General features: G+C 65.4%; 20 protein-coding genes. 8 read left to right on the top strand and 12 right to left on the bottom strand.

Going from position 1 to position 21,487, the window contains the following annotated elements:
- Positions 1 to 94: 94 nt before the first annotated feature.
- From EB836_RS02545 to EB836_RS02530, 5 genes are all read right to left on the bottom strand, one after another.
- Positions 95 to 703, bottom strand: coding sequence for a DUF998 domain-containing protein (locus tag EB836_RS02545; protein ID WP_135537559.1), 609 nt, complete (start codon positions 701 to 703; stop codon positions 95 to 97).
- Positions 700 to 1,137: a MarR family transcriptional regulator gene (locus EB836_RS02540; protein WP_135537558.1), complete on the bottom strand. Its 438-nt coding sequence runs from the start codon at positions 1,135 to 1,137 to the stop codon at positions 700 to 702. Before EB836_RS02540 ends, EB836_RS02545 begins: the two co-directional genes overlap by 4 nt.
- Positions 1,138 to 1,222: 85 nt before the next feature.
- Entirely contained in the window at positions 1,223 to 1,393 is a 171-nt protein-coding gene (locus tag EB836_RS18110) for a hypothetical protein (RefSeq protein ID WP_167854326.1), read from the bottom strand.
- Between the two features lie 15 nt (positions 1,394 to 1,408).
- Positions 1,409 to 2,779 (bottom strand): OFA family MFS transporter, encoded by a 1,371-nt coding sequence (locus EB836_RS02535; protein WP_135537557.1) that lies wholly within the window; start codon positions 2,777 to 2,779, stop codon positions 1,409 to 1,411.
- A gap of 199 nt (positions 2,780 to 2,978) precedes the next feature.
- Positions 2,979 to 3,755 (bottom strand): SurA N-terminal domain-containing protein, encoded by a 777-nt coding sequence (locus tag EB836_RS02530; protein ID WP_240689554.1) that lies wholly within the window; start codon positions 3,753 to 3,755, stop codon positions 2,979 to 2,981.
- Between the two features lie 226 nt (positions 3,756 to 3,981).
- Here EB836_RS02530 and EB836_RS02525 point away from each other — a divergent pair, with 226 nt between their 5' ends.
- On the top strand, positions 3,982 to 4,338 hold the full coding sequence (locus EB836_RS02525) for a VOC family protein (protein ID WP_135537556.1): 357 nt from the start codon (positions 3,982 to 3,984) through the stop codon (positions 4,336 to 4,338).
- 106 nt (positions 4,339 to 4,444) lie between these two features.
- Here the strand turns inward: EB836_RS02525 and EB836_RS02520 are convergent, their stop codons facing one another.
- Together EB836_RS02520 and EB836_RS02515 are read right to left on the bottom strand one after the other, a co-directional pair.
- Positions 4,445 to 5,686 (bottom strand): epoxide hydrolase, encoded by a 1,242-nt coding sequence (locus tag EB836_RS02520; protein WP_135537555.1) that lies wholly within the window; start codon positions 5,684 to 5,686, stop codon positions 4,445 to 4,447.
- A 56-nt stretch (positions 5,687 to 5,742) separates the two neighbouring features.
- A complete protein-coding gene (locus EB836_RS02515; RefSeq protein WP_135537554.1) occupies positions 5,743 to 6,576 on the bottom strand; it encodes an NAD(P)H-dependent oxidoreductase in 834 nt (277 codons plus the stop codon).
- 67 nt (positions 6,577 to 6,643) lie between these two features.
- On the opposite strand from EB836_RS02515, the gene EB836_RS02510 reads away from it, so the two are divergent.
- The gene (locus tag EB836_RS02510) at positions 6,644 to 6,979 is read left to right on the top strand and encodes a helix-turn-helix domain-containing protein (protein WP_205683282.1); all 336 of its coding nucleotides are present in this window, start codon (positions 6,644 to 6,646) and stop codon (positions 6,977 to 6,979) included.
- A gap of 794 nt (positions 6,980 to 7,773) precedes the next feature.
- Here EB836_RS02510 and EB836_RS02500 read toward each other — a convergent pair.
- The 3 genes from EB836_RS02500 to EB836_RS18600 form a co-directional block, all read right to left on the bottom strand.
- Complete coding sequence (locus tag EB836_RS02500; protein WP_135537552.1) at positions 7,774 to 8,331, bottom strand: dihydrofolate reductase family protein; 558 nt, start codon at positions 8,329 to 8,331, stop codon at positions 7,774 to 7,776.
- Positions 8,332 to 8,457: 126 nt separating this feature from the next.
- Entirely contained in the window at positions 8,458 to 9,168 is a 711-nt protein-coding gene (locus EB836_RS18605; RefSeq protein WP_276606422.1) for an MFS transporter, read from the bottom strand.
- A complete protein-coding gene (locus EB836_RS18600) occupies positions 9,093 to 9,851 on the bottom strand; it encodes an MFS transporter (RefSeq protein ID WP_276606418.1) in 759 nt (252 codons plus the stop codon). The genes EB836_RS18605 and EB836_RS18600 overlap by 76 nt, the downstream gene beginning before the upstream one ends.
- Positions 9,852 to 10,026: 175 nt before the next feature.
- Between EB836_RS18600 and EB836_RS02490 the strand changes: the two genes are divergently transcribed.
- Both EB836_RS02490 and EB836_RS02485 read left to right on the top strand, forming a co-directional pair.
- A complete protein-coding gene (locus EB836_RS02490; RefSeq protein WP_205683280.1) occupies positions 10,027 to 10,536 on the top strand; it encodes a MarR family winged helix-turn-helix transcriptional regulator in 510 nt (169 codons plus the stop codon).
- A 48-nt stretch (positions 10,537 to 10,584) separates the two neighbouring features.
- A complete protein-coding gene (locus EB836_RS02485) occupies positions 10,585 to 11,787 on the top strand; it encodes a M20 family metallopeptidase (protein WP_135537551.1) in 1,203 nt (400 codons plus the stop codon).
- A gap of 232 nt (positions 11,788 to 12,019) precedes the next feature.
- Here the strand turns inward: EB836_RS02485 and fdhA are convergent, their stop codons facing one another.
- A complete protein-coding gene (gene fdhA, locus EB836_RS02480; RefSeq protein WP_135537550.1) occupies positions 12,020 to 13,234 on the bottom strand; it encodes a formaldehyde dehydrogenase, glutathione-independent in 1,215 nt (404 codons plus the stop codon).
- Positions 13,235 to 13,491: 257 nt separating this feature from the next.
- Positions 13,492 to 14,424, bottom strand: coding sequence for a LysR family transcriptional regulator (locus tag EB836_RS02475; RefSeq protein WP_135537549.1), 933 nt, complete (start codon positions 14,422 to 14,424; stop codon positions 13,492 to 13,494).
- 248 nt (positions 14,425 to 14,672) lie between these two features.
- Here EB836_RS02475 and EB836_RS02470 point away from each other — a divergent pair, with 248 nt between their 5' ends.
- From EB836_RS02470 to EB836_RS02455, 4 genes are all read left to right on the top strand, one after another.
- A complete protein-coding gene (locus EB836_RS02470; protein ID WP_240689588.1) occupies positions 14,673 to 15,923 on the top strand; it encodes an aromatic ring-hydroxylating dioxygenase subunit alpha in 1,251 nt (416 codons plus the stop codon).
- Positions 15,920 to 17,335 carry an iron-sulfur cluster-binding domain-containing protein gene (locus EB836_RS02465; RefSeq protein WP_135537547.1) on the top strand — a complete coding sequence of 472 codons (1,416 nt, stop codon included), beginning with the start codon at positions 15,920 to 15,922 and terminating at the stop codon, positions 17,333 to 17,335. The genes EB836_RS02470 and EB836_RS02465 overlap by 4 nt, the downstream gene beginning before the upstream one ends.
- A 46-nt stretch (positions 17,336 to 17,381) precedes the next feature.
- Complete coding sequence (locus EB836_RS02460; RefSeq protein WP_135537546.1) at positions 17,382 to 18,734, top strand: MFS transporter; 1,353 nt, start codon at positions 17,382 to 17,384, stop codon at positions 18,732 to 18,734.
- 62 nt (positions 18,735 to 18,796) lie between these two features.
- On the top strand, positions 18,797 to 21,376 hold the full coding sequence (locus EB836_RS02455; RefSeq protein ID WP_135537545.1) for an FAD-dependent oxidoreductase: 2,580 nt from the start codon (positions 18,797 to 18,799) through the stop codon (positions 21,374 to 21,376).
- The last annotated feature ends 111 nt before the right edge of the window (positions 21,377 to 21,487 follow it).

Below are 21,487 nucleotides of genomic sequence, written 5' to 3'. Positions count from 1 at the left end.
CCTATTCAGTACCCGGAGGCTGTGGCCAGGCTGTGGCGCAGCTGGAGCGAAGCTTCGACTTTGCCAGTCGAGTGCTGAGAGGGGTGAGACCAGCTCAGGCGGCGATGACGATGATGCCGAGGGCCGTGCCGATGTAGAAGAGGCTGACGGAGAGGATGAAGACACGTTCTGCGATGCCGAAGGCCTTCGCGCGAAGGGGCCTGATGATGAGCGCGACGACGCTGATGACCAGCGACACGAGCGCGATCCAGGAGACCGCGTGCAGGGTCTGCGCCAAGGGTGCTGGCCCCTCGGCGGTGAAGAGCCTGACGAAGTTGCCCATGCAGGCGTAGCTGATGGCGAACCAGGCGATGGCCATCAGGTAGTGCAGGCGGCCGGTCGTGCTCAGCTTCTCACCTTCCAGGTCGGTGGGGACGAAGGGCAGGAAGGCGAAGATGAGCGCGAGGACGGCAAGGGCGATGCTCACGAGCGTCGAATCGGGCCATTCCGGTATGCCGATGGCGACGGCCGCGGCCAGCAGGCCCCAGAACGGCACCGTCACCCAGGTCATCGCGCTGCTCAGGCGCCTCGTGCTGCCGACGGCATAGTCGCTGACGGCATGGCTGATGATCGAATACTCGCTCCGTACGAGGTGGAGGGCGAGGAAGAGAACGAGACGGGCCAGTCCGCAGGCGGTCGCGAGTGCAGCGAGGATGAGGGTCATGAGCGGTCCATGGGGTTGTCGGAGCGGATGCTGCGGACCTCGTCGTGGAGTGCGCGGATCGTGGAGGCCAGTGAGCTCGGATCGATGCCGATCGCTCGGGCATTTTCGTCGAGGGAGTGTCCGAGCAGGCGTGCGCAGTGCGCGTGCTTGTCCTCGCCCGCCGAGGTGAGTCGCAGTTCCCGTCGATTGCCGGACCCCGGAGCCGCACCGTCGGTGATGAGGCCGTCGGTCAGCAGCGCTGTGACGATCCCGGACCCGGCGGCCTCGGTGACGCCGAGAGACTTCGACAGTGTCCGTCCCGTGATGCCCGGGTGCTGGCCGAGGATGACGAGAGCGACGTACTGGTTGTAGGTCAGCCCCTCGGGACGGAGCATCTGCTCCGCCCACCGATCGAGTGTGCGGACCAGGTCGTGAAGTTCATGAGCGAGATCCATGAAGTAAGTTAAGCACTTAAGTTAATGGTCGGCAAGGGGTTTTCGATGGATTCTCGCGGCTGCGCAGGGCCGCCTCGGCGAGGGGTCAGCCGGTGAAGATCGCCACTGCCTTGATCGCGGTCAGGGACAGGCCCCAGACGAGGCCGCCGGCCACGACGACGGTCAGGGCCGTGCCGACGGTCTTGTAGGCGCCGCCGACGGGTGACTGCGGCGAACCGGAGTCGGGGACGTGGGCGATGGGGGTGGAGTCAGTCATGATCGTTGCTCTTCCTCAGTTCTCTTCGAGGGCGGCGGCCTGCCTGGCGGCGACGTCCTCTTCGCGTTCGAAGTGCTTCTCGCTGACCGGGCGGATCAGCGCGTTGGCGATGAAGCCGATGATCAGGGCGCCGACCATGATGAACATGCCCGGGGTGTAGAGCTCGGGGCCGGACTTGCCGGCCGCCTCGCCGGCCTCGACGACGGAGTTGACGATGAGCGGACCGGCCACTCCGGCGGCCGACCAGGCGGTGAGCAGCGCACCGTGGATGGCCCCGACCTGGTACACGCCGAAGAGGTCCTTGAGGTAGGCGGGCACCGTGGAGAAGCCGCCGCCGTAGAAGGAGATGATGATGAGCGTGGCGAGCACGAAGAGGATGATCGATCCGCCGCCGAAGAACGCGACGAGCAGGTAGAGCACCGCTCCACCGCCGAGGTAGAGCATGTAGTTGTTCTTCCGACCCAGGTAGTCCGAGGTCGTCGACCAGATGAAGCGACCGCCCATATTGCCGATCGAGAGCAGACCGACGAAGCCCGCGGCCGCGGCGGCGGTGATGCCGAAGTAGGCCTGGATCATCGGGGCGGCGTTCTCGAGGATGCCGATGCCCGCGGTGACGTTGAGGAAGAGGGCGACCCACAGCAGCCAGAACTGCGGAGTGCGGATGGCGTTGCGGACAGCGACATTGCCCTCGGTCTGCATCGGCTTCGCCGCGACCGTCGAGGGGTCGAAGCCCTTCGGCGTCCACTCCGGGTGGGGGACGCGGATGACGAATGCGCCGGCGGCGATGACGACGGCGTAGACGATGCCGAGGGTGATGAACGTCGGGGTGAGGCCGGCGACGAGATTCTCGGGTTCGACACCGCCGCCGTAGAAGGCCATGAGCTGGTTCGACATCGGGCTGGCGATGAGCGCACCGCCGCCGAAGCCCATGATCGCCAGACCCGTGGCCAGGCCCGGACGGTCCGGGAACCACTTCATCAGGGTCGACACCGGCGAGATGTAGCCGATGCCCAGTCCGATGCCGCCGATGACGCCGTAGCCGAGGTAGACCAGCCACAGCTGTCCGGACACGATGCCCAGCGAGGCGATGAAGAAGCCGACGACCCAGCAGGTTCCGGCCGCGACCATCGATGCGCGCGGACCCTTCTTCTCCACCCAGGGACCGAAGACGGCCGAGGAGATGCCGAGCATGAGGATCGAGATCGAGAAGATCCAGCCGATCGAGACCTCACCGGCGTCGAAGTGCGTCATGAAGGGGATCTTGAACACGCTGAATGCGTAGACCTGCCCGATGCACAGGTGGATGGCCAGGGCCGCCGGCGGGATCAGCCACCGGTTGAAGTGCTTCGGCGCAACGATCGCCGAACGCGTGAGAATGGAAGCCACGGGAAGTCCTTCTGTTGGTGGAACTCGTCTCGCCGTCGACAACGGAGAGCGGACGAACGCGGGGTCTGTGAAGAATCAACCGACCCGATATTCCACTAAAGGGTAGAGCTCACACAAGCAGATTGCGAGGAATGCTCAGCGTTTTCTCCGGAAAACGCCGAAGTTTCCCGTCAGATGGGACTTCCGTGCCGGGGTGGTCTCAGAGGTGGAGCGTGACGTCGGCCTGCTTGCGCAGCTTCTTCGCGAACTTCTGCGTCGCCTCGTCGGTCTTCTGGCTCTTCACCTGTTCCTTGAGCTGAGGCCGCATCTCGTCCAGCGAGGGCATCTCCTGCTGCTGCCCGCCCTGCTGCGCCATCTGCTCCTGCTGGGCCTTGGCCTGTTCATAGGCCTGCCCGATCTCTTCGCCGCTGACCTCGAACTCGCCGTACTCGTCCTCGACGAGGCCCTCGATCTTCAGCTGATTCTTCAGTTCCGAGCGGACCTTCTTCTCGTCCATGCCCTGGTCCTTCATGGCTTTGAGGAAGTCCTTCTCGCTCATCTGCCCGGACTTGGCGGACTCCTTGAGCCCCTTGTCGATGTCCTTGTCCGTCACCGAGATCTTGCGCTTGTCGGCTTCCTGGACGAGCACTTCGGTGCTCACAAGGTTCTCGGCGGTCTGCTTCTTCAGATCCTTCTCATCGACGGGCTGTCCCGACTGCTGCGCCTGCATCTGCATCTGCTGGTACTGGGTCTCGAAGAGAGGGACGAAGTCGTCCTTCATGATCTTCTCGCCGTTGACCTCGGCGACCACCTTGGGGATGTCCTTCGTGTTGGGCTTGCCCTGCTGGCCCTGCTCGCCGGAATCGGCGCCGGGGGACTGCTCGGCGGCAGCCGAGGACTCCTGCGGTTTCGCGTCGTCGCCCTGACTTCCGCACGCGGCCAGCGCCACCACGGAGACGGACATGGCCAGGCCCAGCAACCACCGGTTGGTTCGCACAATCACTCCTGCTCTCGGATACAGCCTGCCAGGCTAGCAGGGGCGACTCCCCGAAGAATGTGTGGAGTATGTGTGTCGCTTGGCAAGGGTGTTTGCATCGGGGTCTCGGGAGGCACATCAACCCAGCCGGCGGGTCCGCGATGAGGACTGCCCCGCGTCCGCCTCGGCGGGTACACTTCGGCTACCGGTCGGATGCGACCGGAGATCGACCATGAAGGGGGCCGAAATGGAGTCGACGTTCCGTGGGGTGTTCCTCACCTGCGCCGACGCCGAGGCGACCGCCGCCTTCTACCGTGACATCGCCGGTCAGCCGCTGACGACGGCCGGCAGTGATGAGTACACCTACTTCCTCGTTGAGACCGAGGGAGTCCAGATCGCCTTCCACTCCGCCGAAGCATTCGCCGACTATGCGTTCCCGCCGGTGGCCGAGTCGAACCTCACGCACCTGTATTTCCGGATCCCCGATCAGGCGGGGTTCCTCGAGCGGATCCGCCATGCGGGTGTGCCGATCGTCGCGGTCGACGATGTCGTCGTCACCGTCGAGGACCCCGACGGCCGAAAGGTCATGTTCGGCACCGCGTGAGGCACAGTTCTGCTCGAGACACAGGCAGAGAGCCGAGACCACGGTGCACACAGGTGTTTCGGCGCTCCACCGTTGGCTCGAAGGCAGATGCATGGTTCCAGGTGCTTCAGCGGTCCGCAGCGAGGATCGCTGAGAGTCCGGCTCTGAGATCGGCGACGAACTCATCGGGCATTTCGAGCGAGGGAAAGTGTCCGCCGCGATCCGCGGCTCTCCAGCGCACAATGGAGCGGTACCGGTGCTCTGAGAGGGCACGCGGATACTTTTCGATGTCGTACGGGTACATAGTGATCGCGGTGGGAACGTCGACGCGCAGGTCGGGGTCGAGAGAGTTGTGGCTTTCGAAGTAGATCCGCGCCGACGAGGCGCCTGTGCGCATCAGCCAATACAGGGAGACGTTGTCGAGCAGGCGGTCGCGGGAGATCGTCTCGAACGGGGAGTCTACGGTGTCCGTCCACTCGGCGAACTTGTCGAGGATCCACGCGAGTTGGCCGACGGGTGAATCGACGAGGGCGTAGCCGATGGTCTGCGGTCGCGTCGCCTGCTGGTGGGCATAGGCGGCCCGATGCGTCCAGAAGTCTTCGGCGTCGAGGGCCCAGGCACGCTCGTCTGCCGTCAGGCCCTCCAGTGAGGCTCCCGGGATTCCGGGCGCATAGGTGGTGTGGATTCCGATCAGGTGGTCGGGGAAGCGCCCACCGAGGATGGTTGTGATCACCCCACCCCAGTCGCCGCCGAAAGCCGCGAACCGGTCGTAGCCGAGCCTGCTCATGAGTGTCACCCACGCCTCGGCGATTCGATCCGTGGACCAGCCGGTGACACTCGGTCTGTCGCTGAACCCGAAACCGGGCAGCGAGGGCACGACGCAGTGGAACGCCGGTGCATCGGGATCTGTCGGCTCGGCCAGTTCGTCGACGACGTCGATGTATTCGGCGATGCTGCCTGGCCATCCGTGAGTGAGGATCAGCGGGGTCGCGTTCGATCGGGACGAGCGACGGTGGAGGAAGTGGATGCCCAGGCCGTCGATGGTGGTGCGGAATTGGCCCATGTCGTTCAGGCGGTCTTCGAAGTCCCGCCACGAGTAGACCGTTCGCCAGTAGTCGACGAGCTCCATGAGGTCGTTCAGCGGTATGCCTTGGTCCCACCGTCGCGGGTCGGGGCTTGGTCGAGCGACGGTCTCGGGTTCGGGCAGGCGGGCCGATTGCAGTCGGGCACGGAGATCGTCGAGGTCGGCTTCGGGAATGCGTGAGTCGAATCCCTGGATGGCTTCACTACTTAGGGCGGCGTCGGCTGCTTGGGCAATGTCGGCTGGTTGGACTTCGGTGGCTGGACGGGCGTCGTCGGAGTTGGGCATCACGGGTTTCCTCCTGGAGTCGGTGGCGGTTGCACGGAGAGCGCGAATGTGTTCGGTCAGCCGGCGGTGTGGATGCGAACCCCGTGTTCGTCGGGGCAGACACGGGGTGCGAGTTCCCATTCAGGTGTGTAGTCACCGGTGAATTGCGGTCGGTAGGGGATGACGGGTTCGGTGAAGAGTCCGTCGAGGCGTCCGACGAGGCGGTCGCGGACTGCGTCGAAGTCGTCGATCCGGTCGGCGCTGGGGGCGGCGAAGGGCTCGAGTACGCTCATGCCGGTGTAGGCGAAGGTGCCGTGGAGGAGGCCGAAGAGGAGTTCCCGGAGTTCACCGGACTTGCCTCGGGGCCCGATGGCCAGAGGACGATCGCCGAGGGTGGTGACGACGAGAGCCCGCTTGCCTGCGAACGGTCCCTGTTCGAAGCGAAGGCGGCGACCCGTGGGCGAGTCGGTGCCGAAGGCGAAGCCGCTGACAAAGACACGGTCGAACCAGCCTTTGAGGATCGCGGGCATCCCGTACCACCACAGGGGGAACTGAACCACAACAGCGTCGGCGCGCTGAAGCTTCTCCTGTTCGCAGGTGATCTCGTGCGGTTGGGTGCCGTCGACCTGGGCGGTGCGGGTGTCGGCGCTGACGCGGAAGCGGGCGGGGGCGCGGACGGAATCGGTGTCGGTCGCCTCAGCGCTCGGTTGATCGGTGCTCGCGAGATGAGCACCGTCGCTCCGATTCAGGACCGGATCCCAGCCCATGGCGTAGAGATCGGATGTCAGGACGGCATGGCCTGCCTCCCGCAGATGGGTGATTCCCGCGCTGCGCAGGCTTCCGTTGAGTGACCAGGGTTCGGGATGCGCGCTGAGCCAGAGGACTGTCCGAGGGGTGTTGTCTCCTTGCATGGTTCCATGGTTGCCGCTTAGCATAAGACTGTCTAGTACGGACATTTATGTCCCTGTGGAGGTGTGTATGCGGTTGCCTGTGCGTCGTGCGATGGAGGTCTGTCCTGTCGAGGTCGCGGTTTCGGCGGTCGGCGGCACGTGGAAGCTCACCATTGTCAAGCATCTCCTTGACGGGACGCGTCGATTCAATGAACTCGGTCGGTTGGTGCCGTTGGCGAATACGAAGACCCTCACTAGGCAGCTGCGGGAGCTCGAGGAGGACGCTGTGGTGTTGCGCACCGCCTACCCGGAAGTGCCGCCGAGGGTCGAGTACTCACTGACGGACCTGGGGCGCAGCCTTGAGCCGATCGTGATGGCGATGAATGAGTGGGGGAAGGACTTCGCGGCGAACCAAGCGGACTGAGCCTCCGAGAGAACTGAACCGGCAGGGCGAGCTGCTGGGCGGTGCAGGCAGCAGGGTCGATCGATCAATTCAGGTCAGGACGTTCTCGATACTCGGATACCGTGTTTGTCGAATCGTCGTCGTGTGTGAGCTGACGCTCCCATGAGCACTACTCGGGCGGCCGCTCGGGCAGTGGGTAGGTCGGTCAGCGAATCGGTGACAAATTCCACACGTTCGAGAGGAATGCCCAGACTGCGCAAGGCGTCCGCTTTTCGTGCTCCGACCCTGTGATCGGCAACTTTGGGTCCGGCTGTGGTGACTTCGAGTCGCGACGCGGAAAGCTCGTCGAAGGGGATTTCCGCGGTTGCAAGCAATGCCGAAGCGAGTCGATGCTCTGTCGCAGTGGCGATGACGATCCGTGAACCGTATGCGTGTTGGCGGCGAACGCGTTCGACGGCGTCACTGCGCATCCATCTCGAATCCGCACCGAACTTTTGGCCCAAGCGTTCGGCAAGCGTGCTGTAGTCGTCGTCGGACATGCCGGACAATGCGATCTCGGCAATGCGTCGTGAAGCCTGTGCCTTCCGCCCAGACAAGAAAGTCAGGCATGCCGGCAGCGCCCGGAGGAAACGCGATGGGGAGCGGACGAGTCGACCTATGACGAGAGCGGTGAACGTGTCCTTGCGAGTGATGACGCCGTCGAGGTCATAGACGACAAGCTCGGTTCTCTCCATGAACAGAAACGCTAGCAGGCTCACAAGATTGGCCGGGGACGAGAGTGGGACGAATACAGACGAGTTCCTGGAGGATGCTCGTCACTCGCTCGGTTCGTAGGCCGAATACACGATGCCGCTGGGGAAGGCTTTCGAATCGATGAGCCGCAGTCGGGGCGGTCTGGCCGAGTGTGCTCCGTCGTGGAAATAGCCGCGACCGCGGCCCTGCCAGACCGGGTAGGTGAACATCCGATACTCATCGATCAGCCCCTCGGCGATGAGCTCGTGGGCGAGGGTGATGCTGCCGGTGACGATGACGTCGCGGCCCGGTTCCTCGCGCAGGTCGGCGACCGCCCGCATGGGATCGGAGCTGATGATCTGCGTGTTCTGCCACCCCGGTTCGGCCAACGTCGATGACACGACGCGTTTGTCGACCTGATTCAGATGCTCCGCGATCCCGGTGGTGTCGTCGGTCTGGTCGGGCCAGTAGCCGCGGAAGTCCTCGAAGGTCCGCCGCCCGAGCAGCAGCACATCCTCATTCGCGGACTGCCGCATGAGTTCGGCGGAGAGTTCCTCGTCCTGGGCCTGCGGGTCGAACCAGTCGTCGAGCATCTCGACGCGACCGTCGAGGGTGATGTTCTGAGTGATGATGATGCGCACGGTCGGTCTCCTCGTTGAGTGACGTGGGGGGCCCACACTACTCACCGGCGGAGACCGGCGAAAGGGGCCGCGTCGACGTCTGGGAACTCGGTTCGAAGGCGCGATGCCGTTGGGGGACGGGAGTCGTCAGGTGAGGGATTCGGCGTGCTCGGACGTCTCGACCACCTCGGCGCGGGGGTGGTTGCGGCGGATGAACAGGACGACCAGCGCCCCGGCCAGGGCGGCACCGGCGCCGATGATGAAGCAGGTGCGGAAGGTCGTTTCGGCGGGAATGGCGACCGAACCCATCGGGATCGTCCGACTGGTGAGGACGATGGCCATGACGGCACCGGCGACGGTCGTGCCCATCGAGCGCATGAGCGAGTTCACGCCGACTCCGGCGCCGGCTTCCGAGGCGGGGGAGTTCTCGAGGATGAGCGTGGGCATGGCCGCATAGCCGATGCCGACTCCGGCCGAGGCGATGCACGTGGCGACCATGAGCTGCCAGGGTTCGCCGTCGAAGAAGACGGCGAAGACGTAACCCGCAGAGATGACGAAGGCACCCAGGGCCAAGGTCGCACGACCGCCGAGGGTGGTGAGCAGACGGCTCGAGATCGGAGTGAACGCAAGCATCATCAGTCCGCCCGGAGCCATCCACAGTCCGGCCTGCAGGATCGTCTGCCCGAGTCCGTAGCCGACCTCGGTCGGCATCTGCAGCAGCTGCGGGACGACGATCGACTGCGCCATCATACCGAAGCCGATGAGCAGCGCGGCGATATTCGTCAGCAGGATCGGGCGTTTGACGGTGGTGCGCAGATCGACGAGCGGATGGGGTGGCGGACCTCGTAGAAGCCCCAGCCGATGAGGACGATGAGGCCGCCGAGGATCGTGACCAGGGTCGACGGTGCGGTCCATCCCCAGTCGTTGCCCTTTGAGACGCCGGTGAGGATGCCGACGATGCCCAGGGCGAGGCCGATCGCGCCGAGGGCGTCGAATCCGGCACGGTCGACGGGTGCGACATGGGGCAGGGCCAGGGCCGAGAAGACGGTCATGAGGACGGCGAGGGCGGCGGAGAGCCAGAAGAGCATGTGCCAGTCGAAGTCCTGTGCGATCCATGCCGCGAGCGGCAGTCCGAGTGCGCCGCCGACGCCGAGGGTGGCGCTGATTCCGGCGACGGCGGAATTGCGCATGTGCGGTGGGGTGATCTCGCGGACGAAGCTGATGGCGACGGGGATGTAGCCCATGGCCACACCCTGGAGGACGCGGCCGATGAGGGCGGGGCCGATGCTCGAGAACAGGGCGCAGACGAGGGAGCCGACGACGAGGATCATCGCCGAGGCGACGAGGATCGGCTTGCGGCCGTGGATGTCGGCCAAGCGGCCGGAGACCGGCATCGACACGCCTCCCGCCAGGAGGGTGGCGGTGACGACCCAGGAGGCGTTCGCCGCCGAGGTGTTCAGCAGGTGCGGCAGCTCCGGTTGGATCGGAATGACCAGGGACTGCATGAGCGAGGCGCACAGGCTCGAGAACCCAAGCACCATGATGGCCAGGATCGGAGCCGCGGCCACCCTCGGCTCGGTCTTCGGTGTGGTTTCGGCATGGGGGTGCCTGGGCGTCTGAGGATGTGCCTGAGTCTGGTCGTCCAACCGGTGCTCACTTTCCGAGAAACAGTAATGTGTAATCTACACATTTAGCTTGTATGTAGACTACATACTTATGAGCGATGAAACAATCCCGCAGATTCGAACGAGGCGGAGGAGCGGCAGCGACGAGGCCCTCGTCGAATTCTCCGACCTGCCCCCGGCGCGGAGGATGGGAGTGCTCGTCACGAGGCTCGAACGAATTCGTCGAATGCAGACGAACCAGATGGATCTCGGTACAGCCGACTTGCGGATCCTCTGGTTGTTCGCCGATGGGCGGTCCCGCACGCTCAAGGAGATCTCCGAGGACCTCAGCCTCGAGCAGTCCACCGTGAACCGTCAGATCAACGCCGCCATCAACGAGGGTCTCCTGCAGCGTTCGCGGGAGGCCGGAAGCGCGGCGCGGCGGATCTCTCCGACCGTGCAGGGCGTCACCGCCTTCGAGCGTGATGTCGAGAAGTCACGTGCCGCGCTGCAGGTGGGACTCGACGCGCTCGGTGACGACGCCGAGGACTTCCTGGGCAGCTTCACCCGGCTTCTGGACGCCTACGAAGATGCCGTGCGCACGAACGGCGATACGGTGTGAGAGCTGGGATCGATCCGCCCGGCCTGGGCCCGTTGCTGAGGAGAGTTCATGACCGCCCCCGACTTCCGCGCAGAAGCGCACAGCCACCTCGGCGATCTCATTTCCCTGCGACGGAAACTGCACGCGAACCCCGAACTGGGATTCGACCTTCCCTTCACACAGCGCACGGTGCTCGACGAGCTCGCCGGGCTGGGGCTCGAGGTCACCACGGGTGAATCACTCACCTCGGTGGTGGCCGTCCTCAAGGGTGGGAAGCCCGGACCCGCGGTGCTGCTACGCGGGGATATGGATGCGCTGCCGGTCGTCGAAGACACCGGCCTGGACTTCGCGTCGACGAACGGGAACATGCACGCCTGTGGGCACGACCTGCATACGGCCGGTCTCGTCGGCGCCGCCCGCCTGCTCGCCGCGCACCGAGCGGAGCTCCCCGGGTCGATCATCTTCATGTTCCAGCCCGCCGAGGAGGTCGAGGGCGGGGCCGAGCCGATGATCGCCGAGGGCGTGCTCGAGGCCGCCGGTGTCCCCGTCGTCGCGGCCTACGGCATCCACGTCGAAGCCGGTCTCCGCGGTCGCTTCGCGACGAAGGGCGGGCCGCTCATGGCCGGGTTCGCCGATCTCAACCTGACCATCCACGGCGCCGGCGGACACAGCAGCCAACCGCAGTCGACTCGCGACCCCGTGCCGGCGCTCGCCGAGGTGGTGCTGGCCCTGAATACGATGACCGGCCGGTCCTTCGACATCTTCGATCCCGTCGTCGTCTCGGTCACCCAGCTCGCAGCCGCGCATGCCAGCAACGTCATCCCGGAATCGGCGAAGCTCACCGCCTCCATCCGCTTCCTTTCGGCCGAGTCTTTGGCGCTGCTGCAGGAGCGGGTGACGGAGATCGCCGAGAACATCGCCAGGGCGCATCGCTGCGCCGCCGAGGTGGACTTCCAGGTGGGATTCCCCGTGACCGTGAACGACCCCGCTGAGTCGGCGGTCGTGCTCGAGCGGCTGGTCTCGGCATTCGGGTCCGAGCGGGTCGTCGAGATGGAGCATCCGCGGATGGGGTCGGAGGACTTCTCCTTTGTACTCGAGAGAGTGCCGGGGACGTTCGTCTTCCTCGGCGCGACGCCCGAGGGCATCGACCCGGACGCGGAGACGAACCACTCGCCCAGAGCGGTCTTCGATGACGGACTGCTCGGCGATCAGGCCGCGGCGCTCGCCCACCTGGCATTTGCGCGGCTGGCGGACGAAGCGGAGCGGGGCTGAAGGCCAGCTGCTGATGTCGGACGTTACTGGTGCCGACTGCTGGGTGCCAGTTGCCAGCCACCAAAACACGTGGGCGCAGAATGATAGGTCGTAACCGGATACTTTCAGCGCCTCCTGAGTATCCGGTTACGACCTATGTTTCGGCTCGCACTATCCGAATGTGACCATTTCTCACCACTTCACCCGACTTTCGGCCTTGAGAAGCTCGGGTTCAGCGTGAGATCTGAGAGTCTCAGGTGGTGATGAGCCCGTGCGGGTCGAGGACGAACTTCTTCGCCACGCCCGAATCGAAGTCCGCGTACCCCTGCGGTGCGTCCTCGAGGCGGATCGGGGTCGCGTTGACGTTCTTCGCGATCGAGACCTTGTCATGCAGGATCGCCTGCATGAGGCCCCGGTTGTACTTCATCACCGGGCATTGGCCGGTCACGAAGACGTGCGACTTCGCGAAGCCGAGGCCGAAGCGCATCGACAGCGATCCTTCCTTGGCCGCTTCGTCGGGGGCTCCCGGGTCGCCGGTGACATAGAGTCCCGGAATGCCGAGGCTGCCGCCGGCCCGAGTGATGTCCATGAGCGAGTTGAGCACCGTGGCGGGAGCCTCGTGGCTGGCGTCCTTGCCGTGTCCGCGGGCTTCGAAGCCGACCGCGTCGATGCCGCAGTCGACCTCGGGCTCGCCGAGGATCTGGGCGATCTGGTCCTTCGGGTCGCCCTGGGAGACATCGACCGTTTCGCAGCCGAATCCGCGTGCCTGAGCCAGCCGGTCCTCATTGAGGTCGCCGACGATGACGCAGGCCGCGCCCAGCAGATGCGCCGAGGTGGCTGCGGCGATTCCGACCGGGCCGGCACCGGCGACGTAGACCGTCGAGCCCACGCCCACCCCGGCGCTGACGGCACCGTGGAAGCCGGTGGGGAAGATGTCGGAGAGCATCGTGAGATCGAGGATCTTCTCCATCGCCTGATCCTTGTCCGGGAACTTCAGGACGTTCCAGTCCGCGTAGGGCACGAGCACGTACTCGGCCTGACCGCCGACCCAGCCGCCCATGTCGACGTAGCCGTAGGCCGAGCCCGGGCGATCGGGGTTGACGTTGAGGCAGATGCCGGTCTTGCCCTCCTTGCAGTTGCGGCAGCGGCCGCAGGCGATGTTGAACGGCACGGAGACGAGGTCGCCGACGTGGACGAACTCGACATCGCGGCCGACTTCGACGACCTCTCCGGTGATCTCGTGGCCGAGCACGAGACCCTCCGGGGCAGTCGTGCGGCCCCGGACCATGTGCTGGTCGGAGCCGCAGATGTTCGTGGCCACGGTCTTGAGGATGACGCCGTGATCGACCGTGCGGCCGACGTTGGCGGGATTGACTCCCGGGCCGTCCTTGAGGACGAAGTCCGGGTACTCGGTGTCGACGACTTCGACCTTCCCGGGACCGGCGTAGCTGATTGCCTTGTTGCTCATCGTTGAGCCTCCATGTGTGCGAATGCGTGGGAGTTGTCGGACATGTGAGTGAGTCGGACGACGCCACTGACATATCAGTCTGACATCAGACGTAGATGCAGTCTCGCCGTCGTGGGAGAGCCGTGTCAAGACCCTCGGCGGAAGTTCATGCAGGCGCAGTGCGAGCGCTCGGCAACCCTCCCGTGAACCGGCCCGGAATCCTCCGCGAACTGGCCCGGAGTCCTCCCCTGGCCGGTCCGGAGTCCTCCGGGAATCGCTCAGGAGTCCTCGCGCAGGCGAGTCGAGAGGATGTGCTGCGACATGGTGCGCAGGTGCTGCATCGATTCCCGAATGAGCGGAGATCTGCGGCTGCCGGCCCGCACCGCTGCGATGATCTTCCGGCTCAGTCGGCCGGTTCCCGCGAGCCGGACACGGCGAACGTTCGCCTCTCCGGCGAGGCTGGACATCCGCGGCAGCAGGCTGACTCCGACGCCCGCACCGACGAGTGCCGCCGAGGTCTCCCACTCGACGGACTCGTGGGCCACCGTCGGGGTCACCCCGGCCGCGGTGAAGGCGGCGACGAAGAGCGAATGGTAGGGAGATCCCGGACTCGCGGTGATCCACTCCTCGCCGGCGAGTTCGCCGAGGGTCACCGATTCGCGATCGGCGACCGGATGGTCGGCGGGGACCATGACATCGAGGGGATCATCGAGCAGGTCGATGCTCTCGAACCGAGCATCGTCCTCGACCTGCACATTGCCCTGCATGGAGACGATGACAGCGAGGTCGATGCGCTCGGCGATGAGGAGTTCGAAGCAGCGCGTCGGACTAGCCTCGATGACGTGGACGCTGACCGTGGGGCGGGTCGTGCGCAGCTTGGCGGCCAGCGGTGCCAAGAGGTTCGACGAGGCGGTCGAGAATCCTCCGATGCCGAAATGCGTCGGCGCCTGGTCGCCGGACCCGAAGGCGCCGGCGCGGATGTCTTCCCAAGCGGCGGTCAGAGCGTCGGATCGCCGCACGAGATAGCGCCCCGTCGAGGTCAGGCGCAGGCCGCGCCCGTCCTTGACGAGCAGCGTCATGCCCAGGGACTGCTGCAGCTCTCTGAGCTGGCCGGAGACGGCCGACGGAGAGTACCCGGTGAGTTCGGCCGTGGCGGCGACGGTGCCGCAGGCGGCGAAGGTGCGCAGCGTCGCCAGACGAGGATCGATCATGAGTAACATTATGCAGTCATTCCGCACGATACTGAACAAAATCTCCCGCTTTTTCTGCAGTATCTTGGTCGCTAGTGTGACAGTCGAGCAGGTCCCGGCAAGCACGGTCCCCGCGGTCGTCGATGAGGAGTTCGCCATTCCGTTGTCGGGCCGGCGCAGGCAGGTATCTCGCATCCAGCAGACATCAAGGGAGATGACAATTGACTGCTACCAACCTGGCCCCGACGAAGAAGGGCTTTCCCGCCGGAATCACCGAGGAGCGGCTCGATGAGTTCCGGGTCCGGCTCGACACCCGTCGGGTCGGCTTCTCGCTCGAGGCGCCGTTCTACACGGACCCGAACATCTTCAACCTCGACATGCAGGCCGTGTTCGGACAGCACTGGGTCTTCGCATGCAGCGTCGCTGAGATCCCCGAGCCGGGTGACTTCGTCACGCTCGACTACGGTCCGTATTCGATCATCGTGCTCCGCAACGACGACGGCGGCGTCAACGTCATCCACAACGTGTGCCGGCATCGCGGCGCCCGCGTGCTCACTGAGCTCAAGGGAACGACCGGCAACCTCGTCTGCGGCTACCACTCCTGGACGTACTCTCCCGAAGGTGACCTCATCCATGCTTCGGCTCCCGGCGAGATGACCTTCGACAAGTCCTGCTACTCGCTCAAGCGGGCTCACGGCACGATCGTCGCCGGTCTGGTGTTCCTCTGTCTGGCGGAGGAGCCGCCCACGGATTTCCACGAGACGGCGAAGATCTTCGAGCCCTATGTCGGCCCGCATGAGCTGGCGAAGACGAAGGTCGCCTACCAGCAGAACATCGTCGAGGAGGCCAACTGGAAGCTCGTGATGGAGAACAATCGCGAGTGCTACCACTGCGATGGTCACCCGGAACTCGCCTGTTCGCTGTTCCCGACCTGGGGACTGACCGATGAGACCATCCCGCCCCACCTCGAAGACGTCTGGGATCGCAACCAGCAGGCCCAGGCCGCTTTGGAGTACCGCTGCCGCCGCTACGGACTGCCCTATGACGTCGTCGAGGAGCTCGACACCCGCATCGGCGGGATCCGCATCTCCCGGGAATCCCTCGACGGGCAGGGGGAGTCCTTCTCGGCCGACGGACGCAGGCTCTCGAAGAAGCTCCTCGGCGATCTGCCGGACTTCCGACTGGGTCGCTGCTCGATGCACCTGCAGCCGAACTCCTGGTTCCACCTGCTGGCCGATCACGTCGTCACCTTCGCCGTCTTCCCGATCGGCACGGACAAGACCCTCGTGCGCACGACATGGCTCGTCGCCGACGATGCGGTCGAAGGGGTCGACTACGACCTCGAGACGCTCACCCACACCTGGAAGCAGACGAACCTGCAGGACAAGGCCTTCGTCGAACTCTGCCAGCAGGGGGCGGCGAGTCCGTTCTACGAGCAGGGGCCCTATATGAAGAGCGAGTACCAGGTCGAGGCCTTCATCAACTGGTACGTGCAGCGGATGCGGGAGCACGTGGGATGAGATCCTCCGCAGTGCCCGCGCTGCCGTTGGCCCAGCGGGTCCGAGGCCTGGAGATGCCGTGGAACCGCGTGCTCTCGGGTACCTCCGGCCCGGCCGGAGCCGCCACCGCCTTGGGGCCCTGGCATCCGCAGGAGTTCACGGCCGAATGCGTGGAGACCATCCCCGAGGCGGGAGGAATGATGGTCTTCGTCTTCCGTCGCACGGACGGTGCGCCCCTGGCGTTCCGATCGGGGCAGTACATCAACATCGACTTCCCCGCTGACGGACCGCATGCGGAACCGGTGTCCCGCAGCTACTCGATCTCCTCGGCGCCGACCGAGCCGTGGACATTCTCGATCACCATCAAACGGGATCCCCAGGGGAAGGTCTCGCAGTGGGCGCACGCGAACATCAGGCCCGGCACGACGCTGGACATGCTCGGGCCGGTCGGTGCCTTCCACCTCGCCGACTACGATCGCCGGGCCCGTCTCCTGCTCTTGGCGGCCGGAGCCGGCATCACCCCGCTGATGTCGATGATCCGCACCGTGCATTCGCTGCCCGGCCAGGCCGATGTCGTCCTCGTCTACCATGGTGCGGCACCGGACTCCTTCGCCTTCTCCGACGAGCTCGACTTCCTCGCCACGGTGGACTTCCGGATCAAGGTCGTCTACTGCCTCGGCGATCGGGAGTGCGACGAGGAGTGGCCGGGTCGGACCGGTCGGCTGTCGGCATCGCTGCTCGATGACCTCGTCCCCGACGCGAACGGCCGGCAGGTCTTCGCCTGCGGCCCGGAGGGGTATCTCAACTCGGCGACCGACCTGCTGCGCGCCGTCGGAGTCGATGACACCTCGGTGTTCATGGAGTTCTTCTCCGGCGACCGCGAGATCCGGGCCGAATACGCCGAAGAGGTCGCCATCGCCGGTGAGATCGCCGAGGAGATCGCGGCGTCGACCGAGGAATACTACGAGTCCCAGCCGGCCGCGCTTGACATGTACGAGCCCGAGTACGACGCCGACGGTCCGATCGAAGCCACGGGTGCGCCGATCGAAGCCGTCGATGCCGAGGCGGTCGTGCCCGACGAGGAGCCGAGCCCCGCCTCGGCGACGGATTCGAACGAAGATGACGAAACCGCCGTCGTCGACCCCGCCGTCCTGCCTACTGTGGGGGAGGGGGAGCACACGATGTCGTTCGTGCGCTCGGGTCTCAACGTCCGCATCGGGGATGAGGAGACCGTGCTCCAGGCCGCGCGGAAGGCGGGAGTGAAGATTCCCGCGAACTGTCAGGAGGGCATGTGCGGCTCCTGCAAGTCCATCAAGCTCGACGGTGACGTCGAGATGAATCATCAGGGCGGCATCCGCGCCAGAGAGATCGACGCGGGCAAGTTCCTGCCGTGCTGCTCGACGGCGAAGTCCGACCTCGTCATCGACGCCTGAACCGGTCGGTTCGGGCACAGTCGCCGAGTGAGTCGAAGGAGACCACATGACACAGCAGAAGGACATCGATGGCATCGACCCCGTCCGCCCCGATGTCTCCGCTCGCCGAATCGGTGAGGGGAGCATCTCGGTCGACGAAGCTCCACTGAACCGACTCGTCATCGTCGTGGCGATCGCGGCTTTCGGTGGTATCTTCATCGACGGCTACATCCTCGGCGTCATCGGCGGAGCGGTCGGTCCGGCGGCGGCCGAACTGGAGCTCTCGGCACTCGGCCAGGGGCTCATTGCGGCCAGCGCACTCATCGGCATCTTCATCAGCGGACTGTTCTTCGGGCGCATCGCCGACCGTTACGGACGCAAACGGGTGTTCTTCTGGAACCTCGTCGGCTTCGTCCTCGTCTCACTGGCTCAACTCTTCGTCGTCGGCACGTGGGATCTCGTGGCGATGCGGCTGCTGCTCGGTCTGCTCATCGGCGTCGAGTATGCGGTCGGCACGGCACTGCTCGCGGAGTTCACTCCGCGTCGTCACCGCAGCGTCCTGCTCGGCTCGATTGCCGCCTTCTGGTTCATCGGCTTCATCTCAGCCTTCGTCGTCGCCCACCTCTCGAGCCCCGACTCCTGGCGTCTGCTGTTGGCAAGCAGCGCGCTGCCGGCGTTCGTGGTGCTCATCGTGCGGATGGCACTGCCCGAGTCTCCGCGGTGGCTGCAGGCGCAGGGGCGCACGGAGGAAGCACAGGCGATCATCTCCGCGCACTATGGGCCGCAGTACGCGCTGCCACCTGCCCCCGCAGAGGTCGTCAAGACTCGGCTGCGCGACTTCTTCGCTGAGAACGACACCCGCACCATCGTGTATTCCGGACTGTTCTGGTTCTGTCAGGTGGGACCGTTGTTCGCGATCTTCACGTTCATCGTTCCTGTCCTCGGCGACCTCGGCCTGAATAACGGATTCTCGACGGATCTGCTCATGAACGGGCTCCAGCTCCTCGGCGCCGGTGTGGGACTGTGGCTTCTGTGGCTGCTGCCACGCCGCACCTTCGTGAACTGGACCTTCGCTCTCATGGTGGTTCTGCTCGTCTTCCTCGGCGGGTGGACGGAACTGCCGCCGCTGGTGACTCTCATGGTCTTCGGAGCCTTCGTGCTCATCATCACCGCTTCGAACAGCATCCAGTACGTCTACCCGCCGGAGATGTTCGTGACTCGCTTCCGCAGCACCGGCGTCGGCTATGCCGCGGCATTCAGCCGTGTCGGGGCCGCTGGAGCCACTTATCTCTTCCCGGTCACGCTCGACCACCTCGGGGTATCGAGCACCCTGCTCATCGCGGCGATCTTCCCACTCATCGGGTTCATCGCTTCGATCTTCTGGGCACCGGAAACCAAATACTCCGCATTGGACGCCTGAGCGCTGCTCGAGAGCCCACTGCGACATCACCCTCCACCACCCTCACCAACAAGGAGTACTCTGTGCCGAACGCATCACCACGAGTCGTCATCATCGGAGCCGGCATCGTCGGCGCCAATCTCGCCGACGAACTCGCGCAGTTGGGCTGGACCAATACGCTCGTCGTCGAGCAGGGCCCGCTGGTGATTCCCGGCGGATCGACCTCGCACGCGCCGGGACTCGTCTTCTCCTCGAACCCCTCGAAGTCGATGACCGAGTTCGCGCAGTACACGATCGAGAAACTCACGTCTCTCACCGGCCCCGACGGTCGCGGCTCGTTCCTGCCCGTCGGCGGACTCGAGGTCGCCACGACCGAAGAGCGGCTGCAGGATCTGCACCGACGGGCCGGTTGGAACCGGTCCTACGGCGTCGAAGCCCATGCCATCGACGCAGATGAGTGCGCGAAGCTCTTCCCCATGCTCGACCGGGACATGGTCCTCGGAGGGCTGCTCACCCCCGGCGACGGACTCGCTCTGGCCGCGAAGGGCACCCAGCTCGTCATTGACCGCGCCCGAGCCGCAGGAGTCGAATTCCGTGACCGGACGACGGTTACCGACATCGAAACGACCGGCGGCAGGGTCAGCGCCGTCATCGCCGGTGAGGATCGGATTCCTGCCGACATCGTCGTCTCCTGCGCCGGATTCTGGGGCCCGAAGATCGGTGAGATGGTCGGCACGACGATTCCCCTGCTGCCCTTGGGCCACCAGTTCGCGTGGACGACCGAGGTGCCGTCCCTCGTGGGGAAGAACGAGCTGCCGGCCGGGGCTCAGGCTCCGATCCTGCGCTACCAGGACAAAGACCTCTACTTCCGCGAGTGGGGCGAGCGGATCGGCATCGGCTCCTATGCTCACCGCCCGATGCCCGTCGACCTCGACACTCTGCGGACCTACTCGCCCGAGGAGATCACGGAGGAGGTCATGCCCTCGAGCCTCGACTTCACTCCGGAGGACTTCGTCCGCGAATGGGAGGCCAGCCAGGAGCTGCTGCCGGAGCTCGCGCAGACACAGGTCCAGCGCGGCTTCAACGGCATCTTCTCCTTCACCCCCGACGGCGGATCGCTCGTGGGCCAATCGCGGGAGGTCGACGGGTTCTTCGTCGCCGAGGCGGTCTGGGTCACCCATGGTGCCGGCATCGCGAAGGCCGTGGCCGAACTCATCGCCCTCGGACGCTCGAACACCGACCTGTCCGGCATCGACCTCAACCGCTTCGAGGACGCGCTGACGACACCCGAGTACGTCAGCGAGACCTCGCAGCAGAACTTCGTCGAAATCTACGACGTCATCCACCCGCTGCAGCCGCGCGTATCACCGCGTGACCTGCGGCTCAGCCCGTTCAACGAACAGCAGAAGGCCCTCGGCGCGTTCTTCCTCGAGACGAACGGGTGGGAGCGCCCGCACTGGTACGAAGCCAATGCCGCTCTGCTGAACGAGCTGCCGGAGGAGTGGAAGGCACCGCCGCGGGACGAATGGGCCGACAGGTTCCACTCGCCGATCGCAGCGGTCGAAGCCTGGAAGACGCGGACGAATGTCGCCATGTACGACATGACCGCGCTCAAGCGCTTCGAGGTCAAAGGCCCGGGCGCCGGCGAGCTGCTCCACGGACTGACGACCTCGTCGATGCTGCGCAAACCCGGCGCCGTCAGCTACACCCTGCTGCTCGACGAGGCCGGCGGCATCACGAGCGACATCACCGTCGCGATCCTCGACGAAGAGACCTACCAGGTGGGAGCGAACTCGAACATCGACTTCGCCTCCATCACCCGGGCGGCCAAGCACCAGAGCGCGGCCGACCCGAGCAAGTGGGCCACCGTGCGAGAGACGACCCCGGGCACCTGCTGCATCGGACTGTGGGGACCGCTCGCCCGCGAAGTCATCTCTGAGGTCAGCGACGACGACCTCAGCAACGACGGACTCAAGTACTTCCGCACCAAGCAGATCACCCTCGGCGGCATCCCCGTCACAGCGATGCGCCTGTCCTATGTGGGAGAGCTGGGATGGGAGCTCTACACCTCCGCTGACCTGGGGCATCGCCTGTGGGACGTACTGTGGGACGTACTGTGGGAAGCCGGTCGGGACTACGGCCTCATCGCCGCAGGACGCGAGGCCTTCAACTCGCTGCGCCTGGAGAAGGGGTTCCGGTCCTTCGGCTCCGATATGACCAGCGAACACGAACCGATGCAGGCAGGACTCGGCTTCGCGGTCAAGGCTTCGAAGACCGATGACTTCCGCGGAAAGGCCGCCCTCGCGGACCGGGCTGCGGCGGCCACGCAGAAGCTGACATGCCTGACGCTCGATCGGCGCGAGGACGTCGTGCTGGGCAGTGAGCCCGTGTACCTGATGGCGAGCTCCGCGGGGACGGCCGATGCGGAGGTGGGCACCGCCTCGGCGACGGGGCGGACGCCTGCCTCGACGGGCGGTGCGGACGGCTATGTCACCTCGGCGGCCTATGGGTACTCGATCGGGAAGTCGATCGCCTACGCCTGGCTGCCGAACACACTGAGCGTCGGGGACGGCGTCGAGATCGAGTACCTCGGGCGCCGTCTGCCGGCCACCGTCACGGCCGAACCCATCTTCGACCCGGAGATGACGCGCCTCAAAGGTTAGGTGGGCAGGCACTCCGGCTGCAGGGGCCGGAATTCATCGAAAAACGCATTGAGTGTCGAGAAACGGGTGTGCGCACGCGTGTCTCGGCACTCCGCGCGTGTCTCGGCGGGC

This window comes from Brevibacterium sp. S111 (assembly GCF_004745075.1).
Taxonomy (GTDB): domain Bacteria; phylum Actinomycetota; class Actinomycetes; order Actinomycetales; family Brevibacteriaceae; genus Brevibacterium.
This window is presented reverse-complemented; position numbering and strand designations above follow the sequence as displayed.

What these genes read in the sequence shown, in the direction of transcription:
- EB836_RS02545 (WP_135537559.1), bottom strand. Translation starts at nt 703, where the DNA reads ATGACCCTCATCCTCGCTGCACTCGCGACCGCCTGCGGACTGGCCCGT.
- EB836_RS02540 (WP_135537558.1), bottom strand. Translation starts at nt 1,137, where the DNA reads ATGGATCTCGCTCATGAACTTCACGACCTGGTCCGCACACTCGATCGG.
- EB836_RS18110 (WP_167854326.1), bottom strand. Translation starts at nt 1,393, where the DNA reads ATGACTGACTCCACCCCCATCGCCCACGTCCCCGACTCCGGTTCGCCG.
- EB836_RS02525 (WP_135537556.1), top strand. Translation starts at nt 3,982, where the DNA reads ATGGAGTCGACGTTCCGTGGGGTGTTCCTCACCTGCGCCGACGCCGAG.
- EB836_RS02520 (WP_135537555.1), bottom strand. Translation starts at nt 5,686, where the DNA reads ATGCCCAACTCCGACGACGCCCGTCCAGCCACCGAAGTCCAACCAGCC.
- EB836_RS02515 (WP_135537554.1), bottom strand. Translation starts at nt 6,576, where the DNA reads ATGCAAGGAGACAACACCCCTCGGACAGTCCTCTGGCTCAGCGCGCAT.
- EB836_RS02510 (WP_205683282.1), top strand. Translation starts at nt 6,644, where the DNA reads ATGCGGTTGCCTGTGCGTCGTGCGATGGAGGTCTGTCCTGTCGAGGTC.
- EB836_RS18600 (WP_276606418.1), bottom strand. Translation starts at nt 9,851, where the DNA reads ATGGTGCTTGGGTTCTCGAGCCTGTGCGCCTCGCTCATGCAGTCCCTG.
- EB836_RS02490 (WP_205683280.1), top strand. Translation starts at nt 10,027, where the DNA reads ATGAGCGATGAAACAATCCCGCAGATTCGAACGAGGCGGAGGAGCGGC.
- EB836_RS02485 (WP_135537551.1), top strand. Translation starts at nt 10,585, where the DNA reads ATGACCGCCCCCGACTTCCGCGCAGAAGCGCACAGCCACCTCGGCGAT.
- fdhA (WP_135537550.1), bottom strand. Translation starts at nt 13,234, where the DNA reads ATGAGCAACAAGGCAATCAGCTACGCCGGTCCCGGGAAGGTCGAAGTC.
- EB836_RS02475 (WP_135537549.1), bottom strand. Translation starts at nt 14,424, where the DNA reads ATGATCGATCCTCGTCTGGCGACGCTGCGCACCTTCGCCGCCTGCGGC.
- EB836_RS02465 (WP_135537547.1), top strand. Translation starts at nt 15,920, where the DNA reads ATGAGATCCTCCGCAGTGCCCGCGCTGCCGTTGGCCCAGCGGGTCCGA.
- EB836_RS02460 (WP_135537546.1), top strand. Translation starts at nt 17,382, where the DNA reads ATGACACAGCAGAAGGACATCGATGGCATCGACCCCGTCCGCCCCGAT.